The sequence below is a fragment of the Vibrio artabrorum genome (assembly GCF_024347295.1).
Classification (GTDB): Bacteria; Pseudomonadota; Gammaproteobacteria; order Enterobacterales; family Vibrionaceae; genus Vibrio; species Vibrio artabrorum.
Window position 1 is genome coordinate 32,036 of the sequence record NZ_AP025459.1, and the last position, 23,090, is coordinate 55,125.

Annotated in this window: 19 protein-coding genes and 4 pseudogenes; 3 read left to right on the plus strand and 20 right to left on the minus strand. The window is 41.3% G+C overall.

The window, feature by feature from the left end:
- Positions 1-5: 5 nt before the first annotated feature.
- Positions 6-551 (plus strand): annotated as a pseudogene (locus OCU36_RS14245) (sugar phosphate nucleotidyltransferase); the annotation flags it as partial.
- 89 nt (positions 552-640) lie between these two features.
- Here OCU36_RS14245 and OCU36_RS14250 read toward each other — a convergent pair.
- The 8 genes from OCU36_RS14250 to OCU36_RS14285 form a co-directional block, all read right to left on the minus strand.
- Entirely contained in the window at positions 641-2,425 is a 1,785-nt protein-coding gene (locus OCU36_RS14250) for a phage tail tape measure protein (protein WP_261840238.1), read from the minus strand.
- 47 nt (positions 2,426-2,472) lie between these two features.
- Positions 2,473-3,375, minus strand: coding sequence for a Mu-like prophage major head subunit gpT family protein (locus OCU36_RS14255; RefSeq protein WP_261840239.1), 903 nt, complete (start codon positions 3,373-3,375; stop codon positions 2,473-2,475).
- A gap of 2 nt (positions 3,376-3,377) precedes the next feature.
- Positions 3,378-4,202 carry a phage protease gene (locus tag OCU36_RS14260; RefSeq protein ID WP_135382487.1) on the minus strand — a complete coding sequence of 275 codons (825 nt, stop codon included), beginning with the start codon at positions 4,200-4,202 and terminating at the stop codon, positions 3,378-3,380.
- A 110-nt stretch (positions 4,203-4,312) separates the two neighbouring features.
- A complete protein-coding gene (locus tag OCU36_RS14265) occupies positions 4,313-4,684 on the minus strand; it encodes a 6-phospho-beta-glucosidase (protein ID WP_261840240.1) in 372 nt (123 codons plus the stop codon).
- Entirely contained in the window at positions 4,685-5,068 is a 384-nt protein-coding gene (locus tag OCU36_RS14270; protein ID WP_261840241.1) for a Mor transcription activator family protein, read from the minus strand.
- 2 nt (positions 5,069-5,070) lie between these two features.
- Positions 5,071-5,541 carry a COG3415 family protein gene (locus OCU36_RS14275; RefSeq protein WP_261840242.1) on the minus strand — a complete coding sequence of 157 codons (471 nt, stop codon included), beginning with the start codon at positions 5,539-5,541 and terminating at the stop codon, positions 5,071-5,073.
- 191 nt (positions 5,542-5,732) lie between these two features.
- The gene (locus OCU36_RS14280; protein WP_261840243.1) at positions 5,733-6,062 is read right to left on the minus strand and encodes a DUF3486 family protein; all 330 of its coding nucleotides are present in this window, start codon (positions 6,060-6,062) and stop codon (positions 5,733-5,735) included.
- 1 nt (position 6,063) lies between these two features.
- Positions 6,064-6,516, minus strand: coding sequence for a hypothetical protein (locus OCU36_RS14285; protein WP_126609369.1), 453 nt, complete (start codon positions 6,514-6,516; stop codon positions 6,064-6,066).
- A gap of 1,108 nt (positions 6,517-7,624) precedes the next feature.
- Here OCU36_RS14285 and OCU36_RS14290 point away from each other — a divergent pair.
- Positions 7,625-8,296 (plus strand): annotated as a pseudogene (locus OCU36_RS14290) (sugar phosphate nucleotidyltransferase); the annotation flags it as partial.
- 139 nt (positions 8,297-8,435) lie between these two features.
- Here the strand turns inward: OCU36_RS14290 and aroG are convergent.
- The 3 genes from aroG to OCU36_RS14305 all read right to left on the minus strand — a co-directional run bounded on the left by aroG (position 8,436) and on the right by OCU36_RS14305 (position 12,174).
- Complete coding sequence (gene aroG / locus OCU36_RS14295) at positions 8,436-9,488, minus strand: 3-deoxy-7-phosphoheptulonate synthase AroG (protein WP_261840244.1); 1,053 nt, start codon at positions 9,486-9,488, stop codon at positions 8,436-8,438.
- 606 nt (positions 9,489-10,094) lie between these two features.
- Entirely contained in the window at positions 10,095-10,583 is a 489-nt protein-coding gene (locus tag OCU36_RS14300) for an acyltransferase (protein ID WP_261840245.1), read from the minus strand.
- Positions 10,584-11,097: 514 nt separating this feature from the next.
- Complete coding sequence (locus tag OCU36_RS14305; protein WP_261840246.1) at positions 11,098-12,174, minus strand: nickel/cobalt efflux protein RcnA; 1,077 nt, start codon at positions 12,172-12,174, stop codon at positions 11,098-11,100.
- 135 nt (positions 12,175-12,309) lie between these two features.
- Here OCU36_RS14305 and rcnR point away from each other — a divergent pair, with 135 nt between their 5' ends.
- Entirely contained in the window at positions 12,310-12,582 is a 273-nt protein-coding gene (rcnR, locus tag OCU36_RS14310) for a Ni(II)/Co(II)-binding transcriptional repressor RcnR (protein ID WP_261840247.1), read from the plus strand.
- A 147-nt stretch (positions 12,583-12,729) separates the two neighbouring features.
- Here the strand turns inward: rcnR and OCU36_RS14315 are convergent.
- From OCU36_RS14315 to OCU36_RS14355, 9 genes and pseudogenes are all read right to left on the minus strand, one after another.
- A pseudogene (locus tag OCU36_RS14315) lies at positions 12,730-12,940 on the minus strand (hypothetical protein); the annotation flags it as partial.
- A 30-nt stretch (positions 12,941-12,970) separates the two neighbouring features.
- The gene (locus OCU36_RS14320) at positions 12,971-14,377 is read right to left on the minus strand and encodes a xanthine/uracil/vitamin C permease (RefSeq protein WP_261840248.1); all 1,407 of its coding nucleotides are present in this window, start codon (positions 14,375-14,377) and stop codon (positions 12,971-12,973) included.
- 161 nt (positions 14,378-14,538) lie between these two features.
- Positions 14,539-15,687 carry an iron-containing alcohol dehydrogenase gene (locus tag OCU36_RS14325; RefSeq protein ID WP_261840249.1) on the minus strand — a complete coding sequence of 383 codons (1,149 nt, stop codon included), beginning with the start codon at positions 15,685-15,687 and terminating at the stop codon, positions 14,539-14,541.
- Between the two features lie 79 nt (positions 15,688-15,766).
- On the minus strand, positions 15,767-16,663 hold the full coding sequence (locus OCU36_RS14330) for a sulfite exporter TauE/SafE family protein (protein ID WP_261840250.1): 897 nt from the start codon (positions 16,661-16,663) through the stop codon (positions 15,767-15,769).
- A gap of 69 nt (positions 16,664-16,732) precedes the next feature.
- Positions 16,733-19,237 (minus strand): (2S)-3-sulfopropanediol dehydratase, encoded by a 2,505-nt coding sequence (gene hpfG, locus OCU36_RS14335; RefSeq protein WP_261840251.1) that lies wholly within the window; start codon positions 19,235-19,237, stop codon positions 16,733-16,735.
- 135 nt (positions 19,238-19,372) lie between these two features.
- Positions 19,373-20,341, minus strand: a complete 969-nt coding sequence (hpfH, locus tag OCU36_RS14340; protein ID WP_261840252.1) for a (2S)-3-sulfopropanediol dehydratase activating enzyme — start codon at positions 20,339-20,341, stop codon at positions 19,373-19,375.
- A 493-nt stretch (positions 20,342-20,834) separates the two neighbouring features.
- Positions 20,835-20,981 (minus strand): annotated as a pseudogene (locus OCU36_RS14345) (transposase); the annotation flags it as partial.
- Positions 20,982-21,175: 194 nt separating this feature from the next.
- Complete coding sequence (locus OCU36_RS14350; RefSeq protein WP_261840253.1) at positions 21,176-22,171, minus strand: substrate-binding domain-containing protein; 996 nt, start codon at positions 22,169-22,171, stop codon at positions 21,176-21,178.
- Positions 22,172-22,433: 262 nt separating this feature from the next.
- The gene (locus OCU36_RS14355) at positions 22,434-23,081 is read right to left on the minus strand and encodes a bifunctional 4-hydroxy-2-oxoglutarate aldolase/2-dehydro-3-deoxy-phosphogluconate aldolase (RefSeq protein WP_261840254.1); all 648 of its coding nucleotides are present in this window, start codon (positions 23,079-23,081) and stop codon (positions 22,434-22,436) included.
- Between the last annotated feature and the right edge of the window lie 9 nt (positions 23,082-23,090).

Here is a 23,090-nt window from a genome sequence, read left to right on the forward strand (position 1 = left end):
ACCTTATGATTTTACCTGTCATCTTGGCTGGCGGCTCTGGTAGCCGCCTCTGGCCATTGTCTCGAGAGCTTTACCCCAAACAGTTTCTAAGTATTGCTGGTAAGCATTCAATGTTGCAGCAAACGCTGCAACGCTTGCACGGTCTAGAAGACTGCGTTGTTGGTCACCGCTATCTTGACCCTTTCATTATATGTAATGAAGAGCATCGCTTTATCACCGCCGAACAACTGCGATCGGCTAAACTTCAACACAGTGGTATTCTATTAGAACCCGTCGGTAGAAATACCGCACCAGCGATTGCTCTCGCCGCCTTACATGCCTTAAGTCAACCCTCCGATAGCTCAGAAAAAAATCATGACCCAGTCTTACTGGTGCTGGCTGCTGATCATCACATCGCCAAAACATCGGCGTTTCAACAAGCAGTTCGCTTTGGCGTTAACTACGCAAAACAAGGCAAACTGGTCACATTTGGAGTTAAACCTGACGCGCCGGAGACGGGCTATGGTTATATCAAGCAGGGTAAACCTCTTCCCGTTGTTCACTCTTTTAACCCAGCGCCGATTAACCGAGTGTGCAGCGTCGCGCGTTTTGAACAATTGCACCCTACCAAAATGAACAATAATGAAATGTTAACTAATTGTTAATTCGCACCTGTATCAGGGTCGATTTTAATAGTAGGTGAAGATGAAGTGACCTTTGTTGTAATTCGGTCATCACTGACGGATACATCTACCTTTATATTGCCCCCCGTGTTGGAGGACAAATATGGATTGTTTACTACCCCTTCATTACTCGGACTTGATGAAAACCATTTCCTGAAGTCGTCTACTACATCCATCAATCCAGCCGAAACAGGGAAACCCTCTGGCAGTTGACTTCTGTCAACTTCAGACTGGCGACGAACATTGATAGGAGAAAAGTCAGGGATAATAGATAGACCATAGCCCACAGTGGTCGCAGCTGCTAAATTAGAAAGGCTCATAAACCTAGAGTTGGGCGGCTTACCTACTTTAGGGTTTTTTCCATCTGGAACGTCACCACCTAGACCGCCCATACCTCCACTTGGCATGTTAACAACGAATACTGGCATCGCGCCTAAGTCTTGAAACCCACCTTTACCACTTGCAGAACTACCTTTCCCTTTTCCTAAGAATCGTCCAGCAGCATTAGCTATATCTAAACCTTTCTTAGCCGCAACCAAACCACCTACAGCCCAAATTGCCGTCTCACCCCATTTTAACCAGCTTTGAATGGTGTCATCGTCAATACTGTTAATTGCGGCAGAAAGCTCACGAATGGGTTCAGCAAGCCTCTGATTAGTAAACTTATCAAAGGAATTTCCTAAAAGCTGTAAACTTGCAGCAGCATCACCTGCCGCTACAGCAGCATCTGCAAGAGTAACAGAGCCGTCACCGACAATTGACATAAACCCGCTAAAGGCATTCGCTGAACCTGTATCTTTATACAAGGCTATTAATGGGTTCAAGGCTCGCTTTGCTTCATCAGTTAAATTTAACATTGCTAACTTTTCTGACATACCACCTGACTTATTAACAATTTCTTCCATAATTGAAGGAAGAGGGCGCATGACCTCAATACCATCTTTTAACTTATCTTGATCAAAAACACTAATACCGCCCAATTGCTGAAGCTTTTTAACCCTATCTGGAGAGGTAATATCACGAATTAGAGCTTCGAATGCAGTAACGGCTTGTTCATCACTACCCACTCCACCTCTAATAACCTGTAACGCAGCCCCAAGCTCTGTAACGGCTTCTGCTCCTTGTCTACCAGTAGCAGCATAAGCAGCGAATATTTGAGGGCCAGAGTTAGCCATGCTAGCAAGAGTAAAAGCACCGCTTTTACCTTGTTTATTTAGCACATCAATTGCTGCCATAGCTTCTTTCGAACCTTCGATTGCAAGCTTCTTAAATTCGGTAAATATCCCACCGACTTGTTGGCCTGCCGCACCTGTCGCCTGAATTACAGCTGCAATATTAGGAAGGTTTTCCATGGCATAACCCAAATCACCTGTCTTTGTTAAGATTTCTTCGATTGCAGACAGTGACTCACTAGGGTCTATTCTAATGCCTTCTAGGTTACTCACCCTTTGGATTTCATCGTATAACTCAGACGCTTTTTCTTTACTGACTTCTGCCGCAATTGCAAGGCGACTTAATCGCCTATCTAACGAAACAAATCCTTTTGCAATCGCTCCTGTAGTAAGTGCCGCAGCCATGCCTACATATCGATTAAATAAAGCGTCGATACCTCGACTAGCTGCGGCGGTTGAGGTTTTGACTAGGGTCATAGCCTTTTGATTTTTCTTAGCGAACTCACTCATAGAGTTTCCATAACGCCTAGCTTTTGCCGCTAAGTTGCCCGCCAAGTTTAATGTAATCTCTGTCTCTAACTTTTGAGCCATACCGCCCCCATAAGCAAAGGGCTAGCCAATGCTAGCCCTTTTTGATGTTATAAATCTTGAGAAACTAAAATCTCAACCGCTTTATAGTTGGTGTTGTCTTCTCCGTTATCAAGAGTACGACGCAAGACGATTTTCTCAGCAGCAGAACGGTAAGCAACGGGAACGACGAGCACAGTAGGTTTAACCTTTAACGATCTTCCCTCACTGTCTTTCTGTTCCATCATTTTGGTCATCATCAACTCAAAATTAGCTTCTGTTAAAGCAGCTTTAGAACCAAATGCCATTTGCCAGAATGTATAGCCAGCGTTACCACGAGCACGAGTACCGAAAGCGTAATTATCAGTAGTGAAAACATTGTAATCAGTTGAGTCAGTCACCGACTGGAATTCTGGCTTTAAACGCTCTTGCCAAACTAAAGGTTTAAGAGGGCGACTAGTGTCTAACATGTACCAGCCTTGACCTGTATCCGTATCAGGATCACCAATTACATTTGAAAATGTTTTTACACCATCTTCTGACGGGTGGTCATCATCAAAGAACGGCTGTCCGTCATAACAAATCTCTGCAAAGCCCTTTTTTAGCAAACCAAAGACATGTTCATCTGGGTACATTTCGGCATCGTAACCCATCTCTTGAAAGATGATGCCATAGCGACCATAGTCATTATCTTCATAGTCAACACGGGGAATTTCTACGGAGGACTCAAACATCTTGTTTACGATGTTATAACCGTGTTTTTTAAGGTTCTTCATTTGGCGAGAACCGATCCATTCTTTAAGGCGAGGGAAGTCCCCCAACCAACCGTAGCCAGTTGCACCAGCAGAGGAAGGAAGAACAGTGGCAATCATAGGATAATCAGGTTTCGCGCCCTCTTTGCCTGCGTCAAAGCGACCAGCAAACGCGGTTTTAGATTCAATGACTACACTAGTAATATCGATTGGATTTGGCATTGTTAAACCTCTTTATTCTTTACATTTAAAAACTGTTCTTCGGAAATTCCAACATTTCGACAGACAGCTAATTGTGTTTCATTTAATGATGATGAACTTTGGTTTGTTTTATGTGGCGTATTGGTACTCTTATTTAAATAAGAGAAACCAGACGTGCTACCAGCAAACTTCTTAAACTCATCAATCCCTTGGCTATGACAGCAAGCGACTAAAAAATCACGCTGTGCTGGAGTAAATACGGCATCACTTACATAACCATCAACTAAGGATTCAATTTCCTTTTTCTCGACTTGACTATCGCGAGAGTTTAAAGCTGACAATAATTCATCATCAGAGGTGACATTAGAACCAAGGGCTTTTGATAGCTTTTCCCACTTATTATCTGGTTCGTTCTGTCTGCTATTTAAAGCTTGCATTACTAGGTTTGGCTTATTGGTTAAACCGACACTAGATAACGAAATAACTTCTTTGCTTTCGTTATAGTTGAATGCGGGTGATAAAAAACGATACTCACGCGAGTTAATTGCACTTGCGGCTTTCTTCGTCCAATCCGCTTTAGCCCATATTTCACCATTGCGAATTTCTAACTCTTCAATCCAACCAGCCGCAGGGGCTTCTTCACCTTTTGAAGCTTTTAATTCTTGACCATGTTCGTAGTCAATAACCATAGGGACTTTCATGTTTTTAAAGGCGTGTAAGATAGCTTTAGGATTTCTCAAAACCCAACTGCGACCATCCAAACCTTTGATGTCAGGGCCACTAGGTAGAATCTGTACCCACTGACTCGCTTTTTCGTCTAATTCTTTACATAACGCTGTAACGGGCATAACTTTAGCCTCATACCATGTTTAAAATACGCTTGAATCGCTCTATATTGATTCAAACACTTTCTTTTGAGCCAATGCTCAACCAAATCGGAAAGCTTCAATACAACGCGCTACGCGAGCATTTCCCCGTTATTGCCTGAATGCAATTCTGAAACCGCCATACTTGCAGTTAAAATTACATTCCAGTCTTGAGCCGTCATCTTGTAATCGCAAATATCATCATATGTAAAAGTGACTCGATACTTGCCAAGACAACTAATAGAAGCAGCTGCGTTTTCATTAAGAAGCATTAAACCCTTAATCGCTAAAGTATGCTTGTCATTGACAGGTTTGAACTCGGGCATATTAACTAGATGCTGGTGTTGAGCATCAACTAAATCGACTACTGTATTTCTAGATGAATTTGATAATGGTTCTATTGATACTGTCTTAACCAGTTCGCCATTAATAAGAACACCGTCAATTAGATTGTGTAAATACATTTACTTCACTCCATCCATTGCTTTTCTAATTTCAGCGTCAGCCTTTCTGCAAGCCTTAATACCCCTTTGAATTGCCATGACCGACATGCCGTATTTTCTAGCTAACTCACTAGTGTTATTCCCATTAAATTCCTTATATATCATTCGATATATAGCGGCTTGCTTAAATGGTTCTTCTCTAGGTAAATAAACTTGAGTACCGCCAAAAATAGACACCATTAAACAAATGAATTTAACAGTATCCCTTTCATTAAAATTGAACTCTTTTGATCTTGATAAAAACTCATCAAAAAGAATTGTTTTTGATGGATTCATTTTAATTAAGTCAATGACGACATCCAATGCACTCTCGTCTTTTGCTATATCTAGCCATGATATTGACATTGTTAGTTCCCCTTCAATATTTCTCTTACCGTACTTTCTGTAATGTTTTGCTTACTAGCTATCAATTTGATTGGGATTCCATCATTATTCATCAATTTAATAAGCTCACATTCAAATGCACGATGGTAAAAAGCAAACCCATCAGAAAACCTCTTTTGTCTCTTGGGTTTATAGTTATGTTTATTAAATGCTCGATAAACATATTGAACGCTAGTTCCAAAATCTCGTGAGATACTAGCAACAGTTTTGCCACTTTGATGAGCTTGTACGATTAAAAGTTCTGATACATGCACTTTTAAAGATTGAAGCTGCCCAAAATAAACATGGGCGCTCCCATTGCCTTCAGCGCCTGAAAACATTGACCTCATATCTTCTGTTAATGCTGAATCCAAGTCTGGAGTTGGTGGGATTTCAAAAAACTGGTCGACCAAGAAACCGAGCATTAATATATCTTGGTTTATTTCACGTCCCATTGTTTTACTCCGTATCTGCTTTGATAAACTTATATTAATGTACTTACCTAAAACATGTGGAGTAACGCAGATTGTTTAAAATAGAGAGGAGGGGGAATGCTTTATAGATATGAAAAAGCCCCTTTAAAGGGGCTTTGAATTTCATCGACAAGATGAATAAATGTTACCTGCGTATTTAATGTAAGCGATATTTATTGGTTTGACAAGTTCGGATATATTTCTTCGTTCAGAAAACGATTAAAAGCGGTTCGAGAGATCTTAAACTTATCTGCTAACCCTCTATGCTCAATTTCGTTGTTCACATAAGAAAGAATATCTTTTTGAGTGTACCGCCTTGATGAAAGCATTACCGCCACTCGCGCTCTAATATCAGTTGGTAGCTGTTGAACCTTATAAAGCCTCTTTGCTTTTTTCGGTGATGCTGCTTTTCTAAGGATCAACAAAACATTTTTAACACCAATATTACGAACCAAGTTAGCCAGTTCGTAGCTCTCAGCCGCTGTTAGTTTAGAAACCGTCATATCACATAGCCTTCTGTAGGTGTTTTTTCATCAGATTAATTACTTCTGACGGTGATACACCTAACTCTTCTGACAGGCCAATTAACTCAACTTGCTCAGTTATCGTTAACGGTTGAGATTCAGGAAGAGACCTATCATTTTTACAGGCTTTTGAAATGGTATTGAATTGTGATGATATCAGGTTTGAGCGCATCGTCATTTCCATAACAACGGTGTAATCGCACTTTGTATGACCTTTGATCCAATGATTGTATAAAGAGAAAAAACCGTTCAAGTTACCAGCTAGAGACTCAACGTCTTTATGAACCTTCTTTCTAAAATCGGTACTTGGGACATATTGATCTATATCAGAGTGATTTGGGTTGTATGGCGTGAGTATCTCAATAGACTTACCGTCAATAGTGACGAGCAAAGGGGAATTGACGCTATTTTCTTGAGGAAAATTGTTAGGCATGATGGCCTCCTTGGATATTTTATATATCGCCATCAGGAGGTTCCAATCTCACTGGTGGCGAACTGAGCAGGGTTGGAACTACCGTATCCAAGAAACGGCCTAACCGAAGTTAGCCCTACTCAGCTCACCATTGTGAGCTTACGCACAAACAAAAAAACACGCATAGGCGTGTATTGTGCGCCTCGGATAATAACAGGGTTCCAATCCTGACGCTAGATTTTGCTAGCGTGTTTTCATCTTAGATTGAAGATTGCACTTCGTCAACAACTTTCGAGACTACCAAAATGAGCAATAAAAATTACATATGTAATCTATCAACTCGATAGCGACTAAGTGATGATTTAGTCAATTTAGAGCTATCAGGAAGACCTTGATCTTCTATCAGTTTATTGACTGCCTTTAATGCCTCTCCATGGCTCAATGTTCGAATCAATTTAATGACTCGATTTCTAACCTTAAAAGGTAGACAATCAACTTTGCTAATTCGCCCCATTTTAAACTCTCAATTGGCTTTAGATTTAACCAATATCGAACTAATTTCCCTATCAATAAAAATAACGGTATTTGCTTTAAAATTACCAATTGAAATTTAACATACTGTTAACATCTGGCTTTTATTGGATCCTTTTCCTCTTTCAACTCAACGAAAGGTCACATGGTGGATAAGCTTTAAAATTCAATGAGTTAAAAGGAAAGGGACGACATGAAAGAGAAAAGGACCTTTCGTCCTTTTATAATGGTTAGAAAAATACCTTTTCAATCGAAATCTAGACGAGTTTAAATTTATCTTTAAACTATAAATCAATGATTTAAATGCCGTTTAAACATTTTCACAAACTCTGTAATTGTGCTCACTTTTGTAGGCTTAAATCGTCCTTTTCGTCCGTTTGTCCCGATATTGCTCATTTCAGTAAAAGCTAATACACAGCTAAGCAAATCCTTTTGAAATCTTTAAAGCCCTCCTACCTCTAATCACCGTCAACCCTTTGTTCACAAGCTCTACAAGAGCTATCGTAGGCACAAATAATACCGAGACAATCCCTCTGATATCGGGATAATCCCTAACTTCTCTACATTGCTCATATCTCTAGTCCCTTTACACCGAGCAGACAGCAACGTAATGAAACAACCGAACCACCGTGCTTTCGCCATTGAGTGCTTTGTTGAAAAGCCAGATACAGCAACAGCAGAACATTACGTTCACTCTGAGCAGTATCTATGGAACAGCGGCATGTTTATGTTCAAAGCATCACGTTACCTTGAAGAGCTTGCCGAACATCATCCAGAGATTTTAGCCGCGTGCAAACTCGCCCTTTCAAAGCAAAATACCGATCTCGACTTTATCCGAATTGATGCTGAAGCATTCAAAAATAGCCCAAGTGATTCCATTGATTATGCTGTGATGGAAAAAACCTCACACGCCGTGGTGATCCCGATGGATGTAGGTTGGAGTGATATTGGCTCATGGTCTGCTATTTGGGACGCAAGCGACAAAGACGAGTACAACAATGTTGTTGAAGGGGATGTATTAACCGTCGACTCCCAGCACAACTACATTCACGCAGAGAACAAATTGGTAGCAACGGTCGGTGTTGAGCACCTCATCATTGTCGAAACCAACGACGCCATCTTGGTCGCGGATAAAAGTAAGGTTCAGGGGGTAACGTCGATTGTTCACCAGCTCCATCAAGCGGGTCGAACCGAGCATATTCACCATAGTGAAGTTTTTAAACCTTGCAGCAAGTGCGACGGGATCAACCTAAGCGAGTACGACAAAGTCTCGACAGGGGAATAAATCAAGAGCGCCCTTATACCAACGGGGTCGTAACCATAGACGCAAGGGGTGGCTCACAAAAAAGCCCTCATAGGCTTTCGCTCATGAGGGCTATCAATATTTACATCCTTGTTCGATAACGGTTCTACTTGTTACGACGTGCTTCAACCGCATCCGCCAGTTGACGAAGTACTGTTTCAGTATCTTCCCAACCAATACAAGCGTCAGTAATCGACTGAGCGTATGTTGCCGCTTTACCATCAACTAAATCTTGACGGCCTTCAACTAGGTGAGATTCAATCATTACTCCAAAGATCGCTTTGTCACCAGCAGCAAGCTGTGCACACACATCATCAGATACGTTCATTTGACGTTTGTACTGCTTAGAACTATTCGCGTGGCTAAAATCAATCATCACTTTCTGAGGAAGACCTGACGCTTCTAGCTCTTGTTTGATTTTACCGACATGTTCAGCGCTGTAGTTTGGCTCTTTACCACCACGCAGGATAATATGACAATCCGGGTTTCCTGCCGTCTCAACAATCGCTGAATGGCCATACTTAGTAACCGACAAGAAGTGGTGAGAAGCGCCAGCAGAACGAATCGCATCCGTTGCGATTTTGATGTTGCCATCAGTACCGTTTTTAAAGCCAACCGGACAAGATAGGCCTGAAGCAAGTTCACGGTGCACTTGAGACTCAGTCGTCCGTGCGCCAATTGCACCCCAGCTGATCAGATCGGCAACATATTGAGGTGTGATCATATCTAGGAACTCACTAGCCGTTGGCATACCAAGGTCGGTGAGATCAAGCAACAGTTTACGCCCAAGACGAAGACCATCATTTAACTTAAACGTGTCGTCCATGTATGGGTCGTTGATCAAACCTTTCCAACCAACTGTGGTTCGTGGTTTTTCAAAGTAAACACGCATGACAATTTCCAGTTTATCACCGAGTTCGTCACGTAGAACTTTCAAACGTTTACCATACTCAAGTGCCGCTTCAGTATCGTGAATAGAGCATGGACCTACAATAACAAGCAAGCGATCGTCGCTTTCTTCTAAAATATTGTGAATCGCTTTACGGCTTTCAAAGGTTGTAGAAGAAGCAATTTCTGTCGCTGGAAACTTTTCTAAAACAGCAACGGGTGGTAATAACTCTTTTACTTTGTTAATTCTTACATCATCAGTCTGGAACATTGCTTACTTCTTCCTATTTTCTATCCTTGAGCTGAATGTACGCACTCTCACGTCACTTTCCATCAGCACTTATCTTGTTGTTCCCTGTAACTTAACGAGTAAAAACGACAGTTTCAATCACTAATTTAAAAAGAACGCAATTTTTTAAATGTTTTATATTTAAAACACTGCGTACACTAATATTTACACCCTGCCGATAGTATCATTTCTTCTTCGGTAAGCTCCACGACTCTTCAAGCTCTAATCTTCAAATAGCGTCTCTTGAAGTGAGCAACCTAAAAACACTATCGATTAGCAAAAATCGTCATGTAACCACATGATATTCAGTTTATTTTGGCATTATCCAGATCTTCTATTTTCAATCAAAGGCAAAGCTTTCGTCCATCGCCAAGATCCCCGGAACGCTATTTTGTCGAGCGACAAAAATTTGCAGGCGGCTCTCCTTAATTAGTAAGCCATCAATAACTACAGGTATGGTAAGTTTATTTGTGAAGAGCTGGTGCGATGAGTAACATCGCACCAGAAAAAGTATTCGCAAGGTTCGCACTAAGTGCCGTTATGGTAAATCGACCACCTACACACAACGGGTGTTATGGTAAATAAACGTTATTTGTTCTTTATGAGCCTAGCAGGAACACCACCATAGACCGTATTTGCAGGTATATCTTTTGTAACGACACTGTTAGCTCCAATGGCTACATTATTGCCGATATGAACACCAGGAAGAATGACAGTATTAGCCCCTACCCATACACCTTCACCAATTTCAATATTTCCAAAAAACGATTTCAATGGCCTTTTCGTGAAATCTTGGTTGGTTTCAGTTGAAGATGTATACATTCTTACATTGTGACTAATTCTTGTTCGACGGCCAATTTTGACGTGATATCCATCTACAACCTGAATGGCTGTGTTATGCCCAACATATGATTCAGCCCCACCAATAATGTCACCTTTACCATAAAACCGAACATTAACCCTTTTACAATCAAATGACTTATCTAATGAATAGCGCCTCTTATACTTAGATTCTCTTTCTTTTATATAAGATTTCTCAAGCATTCGATAAATAGCCGAACCAATTAAATGAAGCATAATCTACTCTGTAGCTAATAAATTTGCATATTTTACACGAAGTAATGAGTAGTCAATAGTCCTATTATGTTAAACGGACGGGTTAGTTATCAGAAACAGCCCTTAAAGCAAATCAAACGCTCTTAGCGAATATTTAGACGGTTAATCAAACCGATGTGTTTCTATGCCGCCTTAAAAGTTTATAACGATTTCAGAGTGACTTACAGAGCAAAAACCAGCGAGTTCGTTTGAGTCAAGAACTGCACTGTGGTACCCATTTTTCGTACTTTGTGAGTTTTGAGTATCAGATGAGTTATATTTCTAGCAGATAGCGTGGACGTTTTGGCAAACTCGGAAAGGGGCATAACTGCGTTACGATCAAATGCCAAATGCGCCATACACTCTTCAATTACATTGGGCTGATGCTCATCGGACGAGGATGCACAGTACTCTTGGATACCTAAGTCCAATAAGCTTTGAAAAAATGGCGCATAGTGATCGGCTCCAGTTTGACAGGAGCCGAGCGCTACAAAGCTTAACTCACCAATGATATATATCCGTGTATCCCCATGTATAACCCGACAGCACTAATCAAGGCACCCGATAAGTACGGGGCTCGACGTGCAACATCGTTAAAGCCGCTCCATTTAGATGTTGCTTTTTTCACACCCAGTGCTGCCACCACGCCAACCGTAACCAGAGTCAATGCTAAACCAATGCTGAATGATACAACCAAGGTAGCACCGAGTGTAATGGCTTTAAGGTGCAAGCAGATAAGCAAAACCGTTACCGCCGCAGGACATGGAATCAAACCACCCGTTAAACCAAAAAGCAGTATTTGCCCATTAGTGACGTCTCGGTTCTCAAAGCGTTTTTGAATATCTAAAGCGTGAGCGCGTTCATGAGCGTCTTGGTATTCTTTGTTGTCACTTCCTGAATGAGAATTAGCACTAAAATGTACATCAAAATCATGGGTATGATCGTGGTGTCCGATAATCAATGTGACAGAAAAATCATCAGAGACTTCAATGCAGGAGGACGATTCTAAGTATCCATTACGCTCAGTAAATTGATATACATCAGCAGGTTGTGAATTAGAACTCGGGGCTGAAATCTTGACATCTTCGGCCGTTAAAACCTTGCCATTGAGTGTGCGCAACTGGAAGCGATGATGCCCGCCCTCTTCCATTATAGAGAGCGATACATTCCCATGTCCTGTATCGACAATTTGGGTCGTCCATTCATGATCATGGCTATGCGCTTTTTGCCAAGCGCGCTCAGCGCTCCATGTTCTCCAGAACATCCATAAACCCGTCGAAACGATAATCCCCCCGGAAATGAGCTGCATCCACGGCTCTGCAGCTTCAGCTGTGAATTTTTGGCTGATGTACATCCCACCAACAGCGATTAACCAGACAATCGCCGTGTGGGAAAGTGTCGCGGCTAATCCCAACATTACAGCCTGTTTAACCGTTCCTTTAACCGCGATAATGAAAGCCGCCATCATCGTTTTCGAATGTCCCGGCTCTAAACCATGCAAAGCACCCAGTAAGATGGCACTAGGAATAAAGAACCACCCATTACCATTTTGCAGTAGCGCAACAAAATCCATTGTTATTCTCTTTAGTTATTTCAAATTTAACGCAAACTATACTCCCCCCTAGTATCCAATACTACCCCCTAGTATAAATTAAGTGCTACATTATCGGTTAGAATCGAGCAGACCATAACATTAAGAAGATAAGCCATGTCACATACAACCAGAGATAAGAAGAAGCTCAACACTCGAGTCAGTAAAATACAGGGTCAGGTGAATGGACTAAAAAAAATGCTGGAAGAAGAGCATGAGTGCCAAGATGTGTTACAGCAGATCGCAGCGATTCGAGGTGCGGTAAATGGTTTAATGCGAGAAGTGATCAAAGGCCACTTGCTTGAGCACGTTGTACTGGAAGAAGACAAAGAGCAACGTGAAGCTGATATGGAAGTTGTTCTGAAAGTTCTGGACTCTTACATCAAATAACGCGGCTGAAATAATACAATCGTCGTAGTATGCCCTTTGAATGAAACGAAGGTCATACTATCGAGTGCTTATTTTCAGGAAAAAGAACCCATAATTTTTTGTTATAAGTGTAAAAATAAGGATCATCAAAGGTCAATAAACTCTAAATCATAGAGGTAATTTAGGCTGAATAAAATCTATAAAAGCCGAAATACGTTTGCCACTGAAGAGGCCAGTTATTCAATACCTTTGCCCCTGAAAACTCAATCGTATCGTGCTTAGAAAGATCGCTTGAGTCCTGCGAAAACCCTCTGCGAGATAAATATTCTGGCGATACGACGATAAATAATAAGCTTTTTCCTAAAGACTGAGCATGAAGCCTAATAGGGTAACTAACTGTTTTATTATATTAAGTGGTCACTTTTTTGGGGCTTATTTTTTTTATTTCATGGCTTACTTCTGACGACTCAAGCTCAGCCGCGATTTCGCCTTCATGATCACGACTTCGTCCAAGGTTTACAAATAAACACAGAATAATGCCTGCTGCTAATCCCCAAGCCGCACCTTTGGTGGCAATTATTGCAGCCATAACGCCAGCAATACCTAAATCGTTAACGGTTCGGGACTTAGTCACTCCGACTCTAAATGATACAAAACCTTGAATAAGTAGCGTTGCAGCCAGCGCAATCCCTAGTACAGGTTTAACTAGAGTCACAATAGGTAATAGAAAATAGCCTAGCGTCGTGCCATAACGATAAGAAATCGCACCGCTATTGATAGAACTCATTGTTTTTGGACCAATCTTAAATCGCTCACAAACTACAACTTGCATTGCAGCCGCTAGAGGACCACACAAAGTAATCGTGGGGCCAAAGACTCCCATCAAGACATTTCTAGCCCCAAAAATTATATTTGATCGATTGGCGTTAAAGTCTATTTTTTCATCTGGCCTTTTTTTACTCGCATCGTCCAGTAAGCACTTGGCTTGGATTACATCACCAAACAAGATGATATAGGTTGAAACAACAGCAGGCAGACCGATTATAAACATTTCAATCGGTGGTAGCCCAAGACCAAATATGGTCCAGTTACTAAACAGTTCCCCAAAGGCAAATGTAGTGAACCCCCACTCAATCTCAGGCCATGGGACTTCCCCTACCAAAGGACCGACGATAATAGCGAGAATAATGATCGGAAGAGAGCCTAAATCAGCTAGCAGTTGGGTAAATTTATTGAAATGTCTTTGACTCTTAAAGTGGCTAGAAAATAGCAAGTAGAAGCCCACTCCAGTACAAATTATGATTGAAATTGGTGCTTGTTCAAAACGACCACCTTCAACTAAAACCGAGTTAACCGCTGCAATTCCAGCACCAATAATGATCCCAGATTTCATCGCGTTAGGTATTATTGATGCAACTCTTTGTCCTAGCCCTGTAATTCCAAGTAAAATCGCAAGTACACCCAAAGATATTTGAAATGCGATCAAGGCTTGGACTCTTTCTACACCAATCGCGAATTGGTTCAGGTATATAATGACAATTGGAATTGCTGGCGTTATCCACCCAGGGATAATAGGGTCACCAAGAAGTATATGTAAAAAGTAGAACAATCCATTTATCACGACGATAGTCATTGCGACACCAAATGGCATACCTAGATATTCTTGTAGAATAGGGATCATACCAAGGCAAACTGCACAAAGTAGTAAACCTTGCATGAAGTCTACTTTCTCAAAACCAACATGAACAAATGGAATTCTTATTTTAAACGGCCCTGCCGGTATATACGGCTGCTCCTCTCCATATTCTCTTTTCATAAAGTAACCTATAGCTATAAAATTCTATATATAGCCACTATCCTGCTATCCCTGATAATACTCACGAGGGTAGCACCATTGATGATAGAAAATAGCTATATATAGAATAACCTTAAGATGGCACTTTGCATAAACGGCTATTCAAAGTGCCAAATATGAGATTAGATAGCTTGCTTATAAAGCTCGATCATATCTTCTAGCGTTGTTTCGCGCGGGTTACACAGCACGTTACCGCTCTTCATTGCATCTTTTGCCATTTCTTCAATTAAGTCTGTCTTTACGCCGACTTCAGAAAGAGTGCGTGGAATGCCTAAACCATCATTTAACTTCTGGATCTCATCGATTAGCATCTCTGATGTGAAGTTTTCTACAGGTTCATCACTTTGACGAATGAAATCGTAGATGACTTTATAGCGGCCTTTGTCTGTAGCAGCGTTAAACTTCATTACTGTAGGAAGCAGGATCGAGTTAGCAACACCATGAGGTACGTGATAGAACGCGCTAACTGGGTGACTCATTGCATGAACATTACCCAAGCGAGCCCACGCAAAAGCGATACCAGCAAAGTTACTGCCTGTCATCATTGCACAAGCCGCATCCTCGTCTTGGCGATTCTCAACAAATTTCCGAAGATTAGCACCGATCAATTCCATTGCTTTTTCTGCCATGGCATCTGTGAATGGTGATGCGTTCTTTGATACATAAGCTTCAATGGCATGAATTAATGCATCAACACCACAAGCTGCTGCGATGGAAGCTGGTGCAGTCATGATCAGTTGTGGATCTAGGATTGCGTATTTAGGCAACGTCTCATAGCTAACAATTGAGAACTTGTAGTTAATAGCTTCGTCGGTAATGACTGATGATGCCGTTGCTTCACTACCAGTACCAGCCGTTGTTGGGATAGCAATCATCGGTACGATAGGACCAGGAACCTTGTTTAAGCCTTCGTAGTCTTTAATATCGCCACCGAATTTAGCAAGGATACCGACTGTTTTCGCAACGTCTAGCGGGCTGCCACCACCTAATGCCACAATACTCGTTGCGCCACACTCTTTATAAAGAGCTGCAGCTTCATTAACGATGGTAATGGTCGGGTTTGGCTTCACATCTAAGTAAGATGTACATTTAATACCACCCGCTTCGATGATGTCTTGTACTTTTTTCACGACACCAATGCTTTCTAAGCCTCGATCAGAAATGAGGAAGACGTGATCAGAATTATTATCTTTTAAGATTTCTGGAAGCTTGTTTAGGCTTCCTACGCCAAATTCAATATTTTGAGGGATTTTAAAATTAAAGTCTTTCACGACATATTCCTTAGAAAACAAGCACCGCAATGAACAATGCTTGTTTGAGGTTAAAATTTATATTAATAGAAAAGTAAAATCAGTTAACTTGTAGCTTTGTAAAATTATTTTTGCGCTTCTTGAACACGCTCATTGCGTAGCCACCAATAACGATCACTGCCGCAACTATTGATGCAAATTTCGTATCTGGAGTCCAAGGAATGTTACTTAGCAGCATATTGGCACCAATAAGAAGTAGAACGACATACACGATACGTAGGAACTGTTCACGGTTGATCTTCTCTAAGAAGCGCATACCGAAGTAGAAGCCAATCCCCGCGAGCGGTAGACCAATCAATAGAGCGCTGTTTAGTTCATTCGTGAATGCACCATTTTGGTGTTGGTTGAAAAGGTTCCATGAGTTCAATACAACCCATAGCATTGTCATTGTGTTACGGAACTTCTTCTTGTCTTGAACAGCTTCAAGGGTGTAAACCGTGATTAGTGGACCGCCAATGTTAAATGCGCCGTGTACGATACCACCTAGAATTAAACAACCGTAACGGAAGATTTTTTTTAGCAACGTGTCTGCAACATCTTCTTCCTCAACATCTTTGATAACGAGAGGTTTGATGATGTGTTTATGAAGATTCATTACCGCAATAATAGTAACCATTGCACCAATTAAAATCTTCGCTGTTTGTGGTGAAATTGTGTAAAACAGATGTTGACCAATCAAGATTCCAGGAGCACATAGCGCTACGATTTTAGCAAGGTCTTTCCATGAGATATCTTTTCTGCCTTTAATTGCAAGATAGTATAAAAATGGAATTGTAATAGCGGTACCGTAAGGCACGCCCATTGTCGTACCTAGCAAGCCATTAGTTACTGCAGCCGCAATTACAGTACAGCCAAATCCGGTTGTACCTTGAACAAAAAAACCAATGACTTGCATTAAGCCAACAAGCAAAAAGTCGAATTTATAAATGAATTCCACGAAAATAACTCCAAAAGAGTGGATAGAATCCTATCCACTAAAATTTAAATTAAGGGTATTTAAATGCGATTAGAAACGAAGTTCAGTTCGGTCGATAAGGTCATCTTGCAGCGGCCTACCTAGCTCTACGAAGTAAGCACTATAACCCGCGACACGAACGAGCATGTCTCTATATTGCTCAGGGTTCATCTGCGCTGCACGCATTTTATCTGCGCTCATAATATTGAACTGAATATGCATCCCCTTCTTAGACATATACTCTTCGATGAAGCTCACCAATATGTCTCGACCTTCGACTCCTGCAACAGAATCCTCGGGGAAACGAAGGTTTAACAGCGTTCCGTTCGTCGCTTTACTGTGGTCAACTTTAGTTACAGAGTTCACAACTGCTGTTGGACCCGCGAAATCGTGTGATCCACCCGCAGTATGTACAGGTCCCATATTGTCTGAAATTGGCTCTTGAGCCTTACGGCCATCAAGCGATGCATTCATAAACAGCCCCATACCAACATTCGCATTAACCGTATAAACGCCAGGACTGAAGGTTCCGCCTCGCACAGTTGGGCGACCAGCAATGTTTTTGCAGTAGCACTCAAACATGTATTTGAACAGCTCGTCGGCTTCATCGATATCATTGCCGTAATGAGGGATTTTTGAGCTGTTCACTAGAGCATAGAGCTTGTCGTGGCCCTCCCAGTTATCTCGAAGGGCAGCAAGAAGCTCTTTACCTGTGTAAGATTTATCTTCGAACATCAATTTTTTGATAGTCGCTAGAGAATCAGCACAAGTTGCGATACCCGCAGCTTGAGGACCAATACCGTTGTACTTAACACCACCAGCGGTCATATCACGACCTGATTCAATACAACCTTCAAAGAAAGCTGAAATAAATGGTGTTGGTTTCAGGGCTGCGTGCACTTTATCAGTGATGTTGAGTGTGCTGCATAATTGGTCACACCAAAATTCAAACTGCGCATCGACGCTCTCAAGTACCTCTTCAAAAGATTGATACGTTTCAAGGCTACCTGTATCCGGTGCGAGTTGAAGATCCGTGTTTGAACCAGCCACAAGGCGGCCATGGTTTAATACCATTTCCATCATTTTTGCAGCATTGACATAACCCGCATCTTGCCAACCGTGCTCCTTACCTGGAATTGTTGGCTCAACACAACCAACAACCGCATAGTCACGAGCCTCTTGTAAAGTCACCCCTTTAGCCAGCATTGCTTGAATGGCTGGTGCATCATTAAATAACTTCGGATGACCGTAGCCTGCACGAATACATTCTGTCGCTTTAACTTTAAGTTCGTAAGGTGTATTTTCATGCATACGCACACAAACCCATGGGTTCATCATACGAGTGTGAACAGACGCCTCGAGCAATAGCATTGTCAGGTCGTTTGTTGCGTCGTTGCCTTCTGTGTCAACACCGCCAATAGTCAGACTTTCCCCTCCAAAACCGCGACCGTTACGCACTTTAACTGTGCCTTTGTCTTTCAATTTTGTTGGATTGTTCATCTTAACGTAAAGCACTTCAAGCAACTCTAAGATGAACTCTTTTGATGTGTTGTTCTTTTCGACATCTGCTAGGTAAATTGGGTGCAGCCATTGATCCATACGTCCGTATGAAATAGAGTGACCATTGCCTTCAATCTGTGTCATTGTTGTTGCAAAGTTAAAGAGCTGAACCGCTTGCCAGAACGTTTGTGGGACACCACCTGCGATCTGGTAGCAGTTTTCAGCCATTGTAGCTAGCTCTTGCTTACGGTTTTCATCAGACTCAGACACGGCCATTTCATTAGCAAGATCGGCGTAGCGTGTGATGTATTTCTTAGCGGCATTTTGCGTTATAAGTGTTGCTTTGTAATAATCACGCTTTGTTGAGTAATCACTATCTTTCTTAGAAAGCCTTGCCAAGGCTTGTTCCGCTTGCTCAATAACGCCATCAAAACCAAAGGTCATTAACTTCGCAAAATCCATAGCAAAGTGGCCGATGCCAGCAAAGTGATAATTGTTTGTCTGGAAGATTTTCTCACCCATGTGAGAACCGTTCTTCTGATCCTGATCTAGCGTTGCTGTGATCATTTCATTGACAGTCTTGCCTTTCCAGTAAGCACAAAGCTCTAAGATTTCAGCACGTTCTTTTTCATTACGAATATAAAATTGGTCGTTTTCGCGCTCTTCAAATGGAGAGTTGGTGATTTCATTGATGATCCAATCGACAGAGAATTCTGGGTAAATCGGGGAGGCTTTAGCTGGCGCAGCGATCTCACCTAGAATTAAGTCTTCGTCATAGATATAAAGCGATGTATTTAAAAGGATATTTTCAAAAGCATAAGCACTTTGAAGGATACGAGGAGCCACCTCATGCTTCTTAAATGCTTCCGTTACTAGGCGCAATCTCTCTACATCGATTTCGTATGGGCGATCTAGAAATGTTTGACGTAACCGGTTAACACGTGGGTATGGTGACCAATCATCGTGCCCCACTTCATACCCTAAACCATACACTTTATCGAATGCATCAACCCCGATAGCTGTCGTCGTGTTTTCTTTTACAGTAGTTTTTTCCATCAACGAGTTCCTTAACTTAAAATACAATTGGGTAAACATGACAAACAAAGCACCACGTGTTTATCCAATTGAATCTCAATAAATTGGGCTTGCAGAGAAGTGACAAAGCAACTTCTCTGCGAACCGAATATTAATTTACTCTTCTTTAGTACCGACAACGCAATGAATGCCTCTAGAGTTGAAATAACCAGCAATGTTTTTAATTCTTTCTTGGAAAGTTTCTCGATCGAAAATGAGATTCTCCATTTTGTAATCTAGACCTAGTGAGCGGTATTTTTCTTCACCTAGACGCATAAAGCTCAATAATTGAAGTGTTCTTACTTTGTTATTCATTTTATTGATAATAAAATCTGCCGTCGCTTCAATATTTTCTTCGTCATCATTGACGTTTGGAATTACGGGTATTCTCAAAATTAAATCTTTATCTAGATCAGATAGTTTTTTTAAATTGTCGAGTATCCGAGTGTTATAAACTCCTGTATATTTTTTATGAATATCACTGTCCATATGTTTAATATCAGAAATAAATAAATTGGTATGGGGAAGAATTTCTTCAATTTTCTCCCATTTCCCATGAAAGCTAGACTCTAGACAAGTATGAATATTCTCATTTTGACATTGTTCAAATAGCTCTCTAACAAAACCGCTTTGTAAAAGAGGTTCACCACCTGAAACTGTTACACCGCCACCAGAACGATCATAAAAACCTTTGTCTTTACGAATTACTATCATGCATTCTTCAACAGACATGCGCTTGCCCCATTCTTTAATAGCATCTGAGGGACACACTTTCTGGCAAGCTAGGCAGTTATTGCAGGTTTTATTATCGATCTCAGCAAGTCTTCCATCCTTGAAGATAAGCATGTCACTATTTGGGCAAACGTCCACACACGCGCCGCATTTCTCCAAAGTGATACATCGACTCTCATATACGCCGGGCTGAACATAGTGTTTAAAACTTTCGGGATTACCACACCAATCGCATCGCAAAGGACATCCTTTAAGAAACAGTTCGGTACGAATACCGGGGCCATCATCAATAGTAAACAACTGTATGTTGAATACATTGCCTTCCACCTCTGTTCTCACTTGTTCTTTGCACATTGTCATATCGCCCAAAATCCATTGCATACGTATGCAGTGGAATTTAGACTATGCTTAATATAAGTTTATTGACACAAATCAGAATTAGGTAAAATCGAGTCAATCCATACCCCTTTAGTATGATCAATGTCAGTTTTTTACGAAAATCTTATTGTTTTTAGACTAAACAAGAAAGTCAGGTCAACTTTTGAGCAAATAATCTCTTGAAAGATCATAAAACAGATTGATCGCAAAAATTAAATCGTTAAATGAATGTTAAGTAAGGAGAGAGGTAGGAGGATTACAGGTACAAAAGGTGAAGTTTTATCGACATTTATGAATGACAATAAGATCGCGGAATCTGGTCTCCGCTACAGCAGAAGTACCGAATTGAACGGTAAGCAAGTACTTTTGATTACGTATATTATAGAACAGCTGCCTCTCCTTAGCTTCTAACAATACGAACAGTAAGCCAGCAGTCAACATGGATGATTAGCGATATGATCTGCTCATATTGGACGGCTTTACGCCACACATAAACTTGAGATTCATACAACGATAGCTGTCTTGCAGCAGCAGTGACACCGGCTTTCTCTGCTAACTTAAGCGCTTCGGCTTTAAATTCAGGAGCATGTTTGATTCGTGTTTTCTTAGTTGCCATTGTTCACCTCGTGAATGATTGTACTCACTTAACTCAGTGTCCAAAACTTATGGGGCGGATCAGATCCTCATAAATACAAAAATCAAGCATCTTCAATGTTCACGGGGTAGTGTCTTATTTTTGGTGCGCAAAATACTCTCAACAATATGATTAGAGAGCATGGCCTTAAAAAGGGGTGTATTTCGTGAGCAAGCTTAAATGCTTTCACCCACATCAATAGATACGTCTAATTGTACAATCGAGTGCCCTATGGTGTCATCTATGATGCGCTTCAATAAAATATCAGCAGAGCGGCGACCAATCTCTTCACGAGGCGTTCGCACACTGGCAAGCTTAGGTACAATAGAACGCCCCACATCATGACCATGAAAACCCATAATGGCCATTTGCTCTGGAATTTTAATCCCTTGACGTTGACATTCAAAAATAACCCCTACCGCTAAGTCATCATTGGTACAGAAAATAGCATCAATATTCGGGTATTTTTTAAGTGCTTGACAGAAGAGCTCCGCACCGAGCGTAAAAGAGGAGGATTGCTCCGTCATTAAACTTAGTGCTTGTAAATTTGCCTCTTGGCAGGCTTGCGTAAAGCCATCTAACTTTAAACGCGTACGTGTATCTAAACGGGCACCAAAATAAATGGGATGACGATAACCTTTTCTTATTAACGTATTGGTTGCCATTTTTGCCGCATCAATCGTATCTATCCCAACGGCGTCATGAATCCCCTGCTGCGTCGTGTCCATCATTTCAACCACAGGTATTCCAGCTTGCTCGATCATATTAAGCGTATGCTCGGTATGCTCAAAGTCCGATAACAACAAGCCATCGATTTGATAAGATAATAAGGATTTAATATGCTTTTCTTCTACTTCAGCACTGTAACCATAGTGCGCCATCATGATTTGATAACCAGTCGGCTCGGTAATCGCTTCAATACCATTAATGACCTCAGCAAACACTTGATTGGTCAAAGAAGGCACTAGCACACCAATAGCATAACTTTTTGAATTGGATAATAATGAAGGGGCTTTATTAGGAATGTAGCCAGTTTCAGCAATAACACGCTTTATTTTTTGTTGAGTAGTGACAGAAACAGCATTAGGGTTTCTCAAAAAACGACTGATTGTCATTTTCGTGACGCCGACTTTTTCTGCGATATCTTGAAGTGTTGCGCGTTTTCTTTTCAATGCTGATGACCTATACCACTGAGATTATAGGCATAGTAGTCGATTACTTTATTCAGTACAATTAGTTGCAATCAAGCGCACATAGATAAACAACCAATTGCTTAAATAGCGCCCGATAGAGACATTCCTGCGTCGAATTTTCAAGATGAACCAATCACATCATTCATACCAATAGAAAAAGCGCTAACCTGTAGCGCTTTTTGTTTACCGTTTCTTTTGCTGGAGAGTAATGACTCTGTTTTTCTATTGAAGAACTCAATAATTACTTTTTAAGCTCAGCCACTAAAATGCACGCTTCTTTTGATAATTGTGCAACCGCAACCCAATCTTTATTATCAAGCGCCGATTTTGGCAACATCCATGATCCACCAACCGTCGCAACTGTTGGTAAGTTGATGTATTGCTCAAGGTTGTGCACACTAATACCACCGGTTGGGCAAATAGTCACTTGTGGTAATGGCGCAGACATCGCTGCTAACGCTTTTGCACCTCCATTGGCTTCTGCGGGGAAGAATTTAAGGTGCGTATAACCAAACTCAAGCGCTGTCATCATTTCTGATGGTGTGGCAACACCAGGGATCAAAGCCACTTCTTTTTGCTGTGCATACTTAAGCAGTGTGATGCTAAATCCTGGAGAGATAATAAATTGAGCACCGGCAGTTACTGCAGCGTCGTATTGCGCTGTATTTAGTACCGTACCAGCACCAACAATCGCTTGTGGAAAGGTATCGGCAAGAATACGAATCGCATCTAATGCACACTCCGTTCGCAAAGTCACTTCAAATACCGAGATACCGCCATCTAACAACGCTTGCCCCATTGGGATCGCATCATCAAGATCGTTAATTACCATTACAGGAACAACAGGCGATGCGCTAAATACACGTTGTGGAGAAATAGTCCAAGTCATTGTTTTATC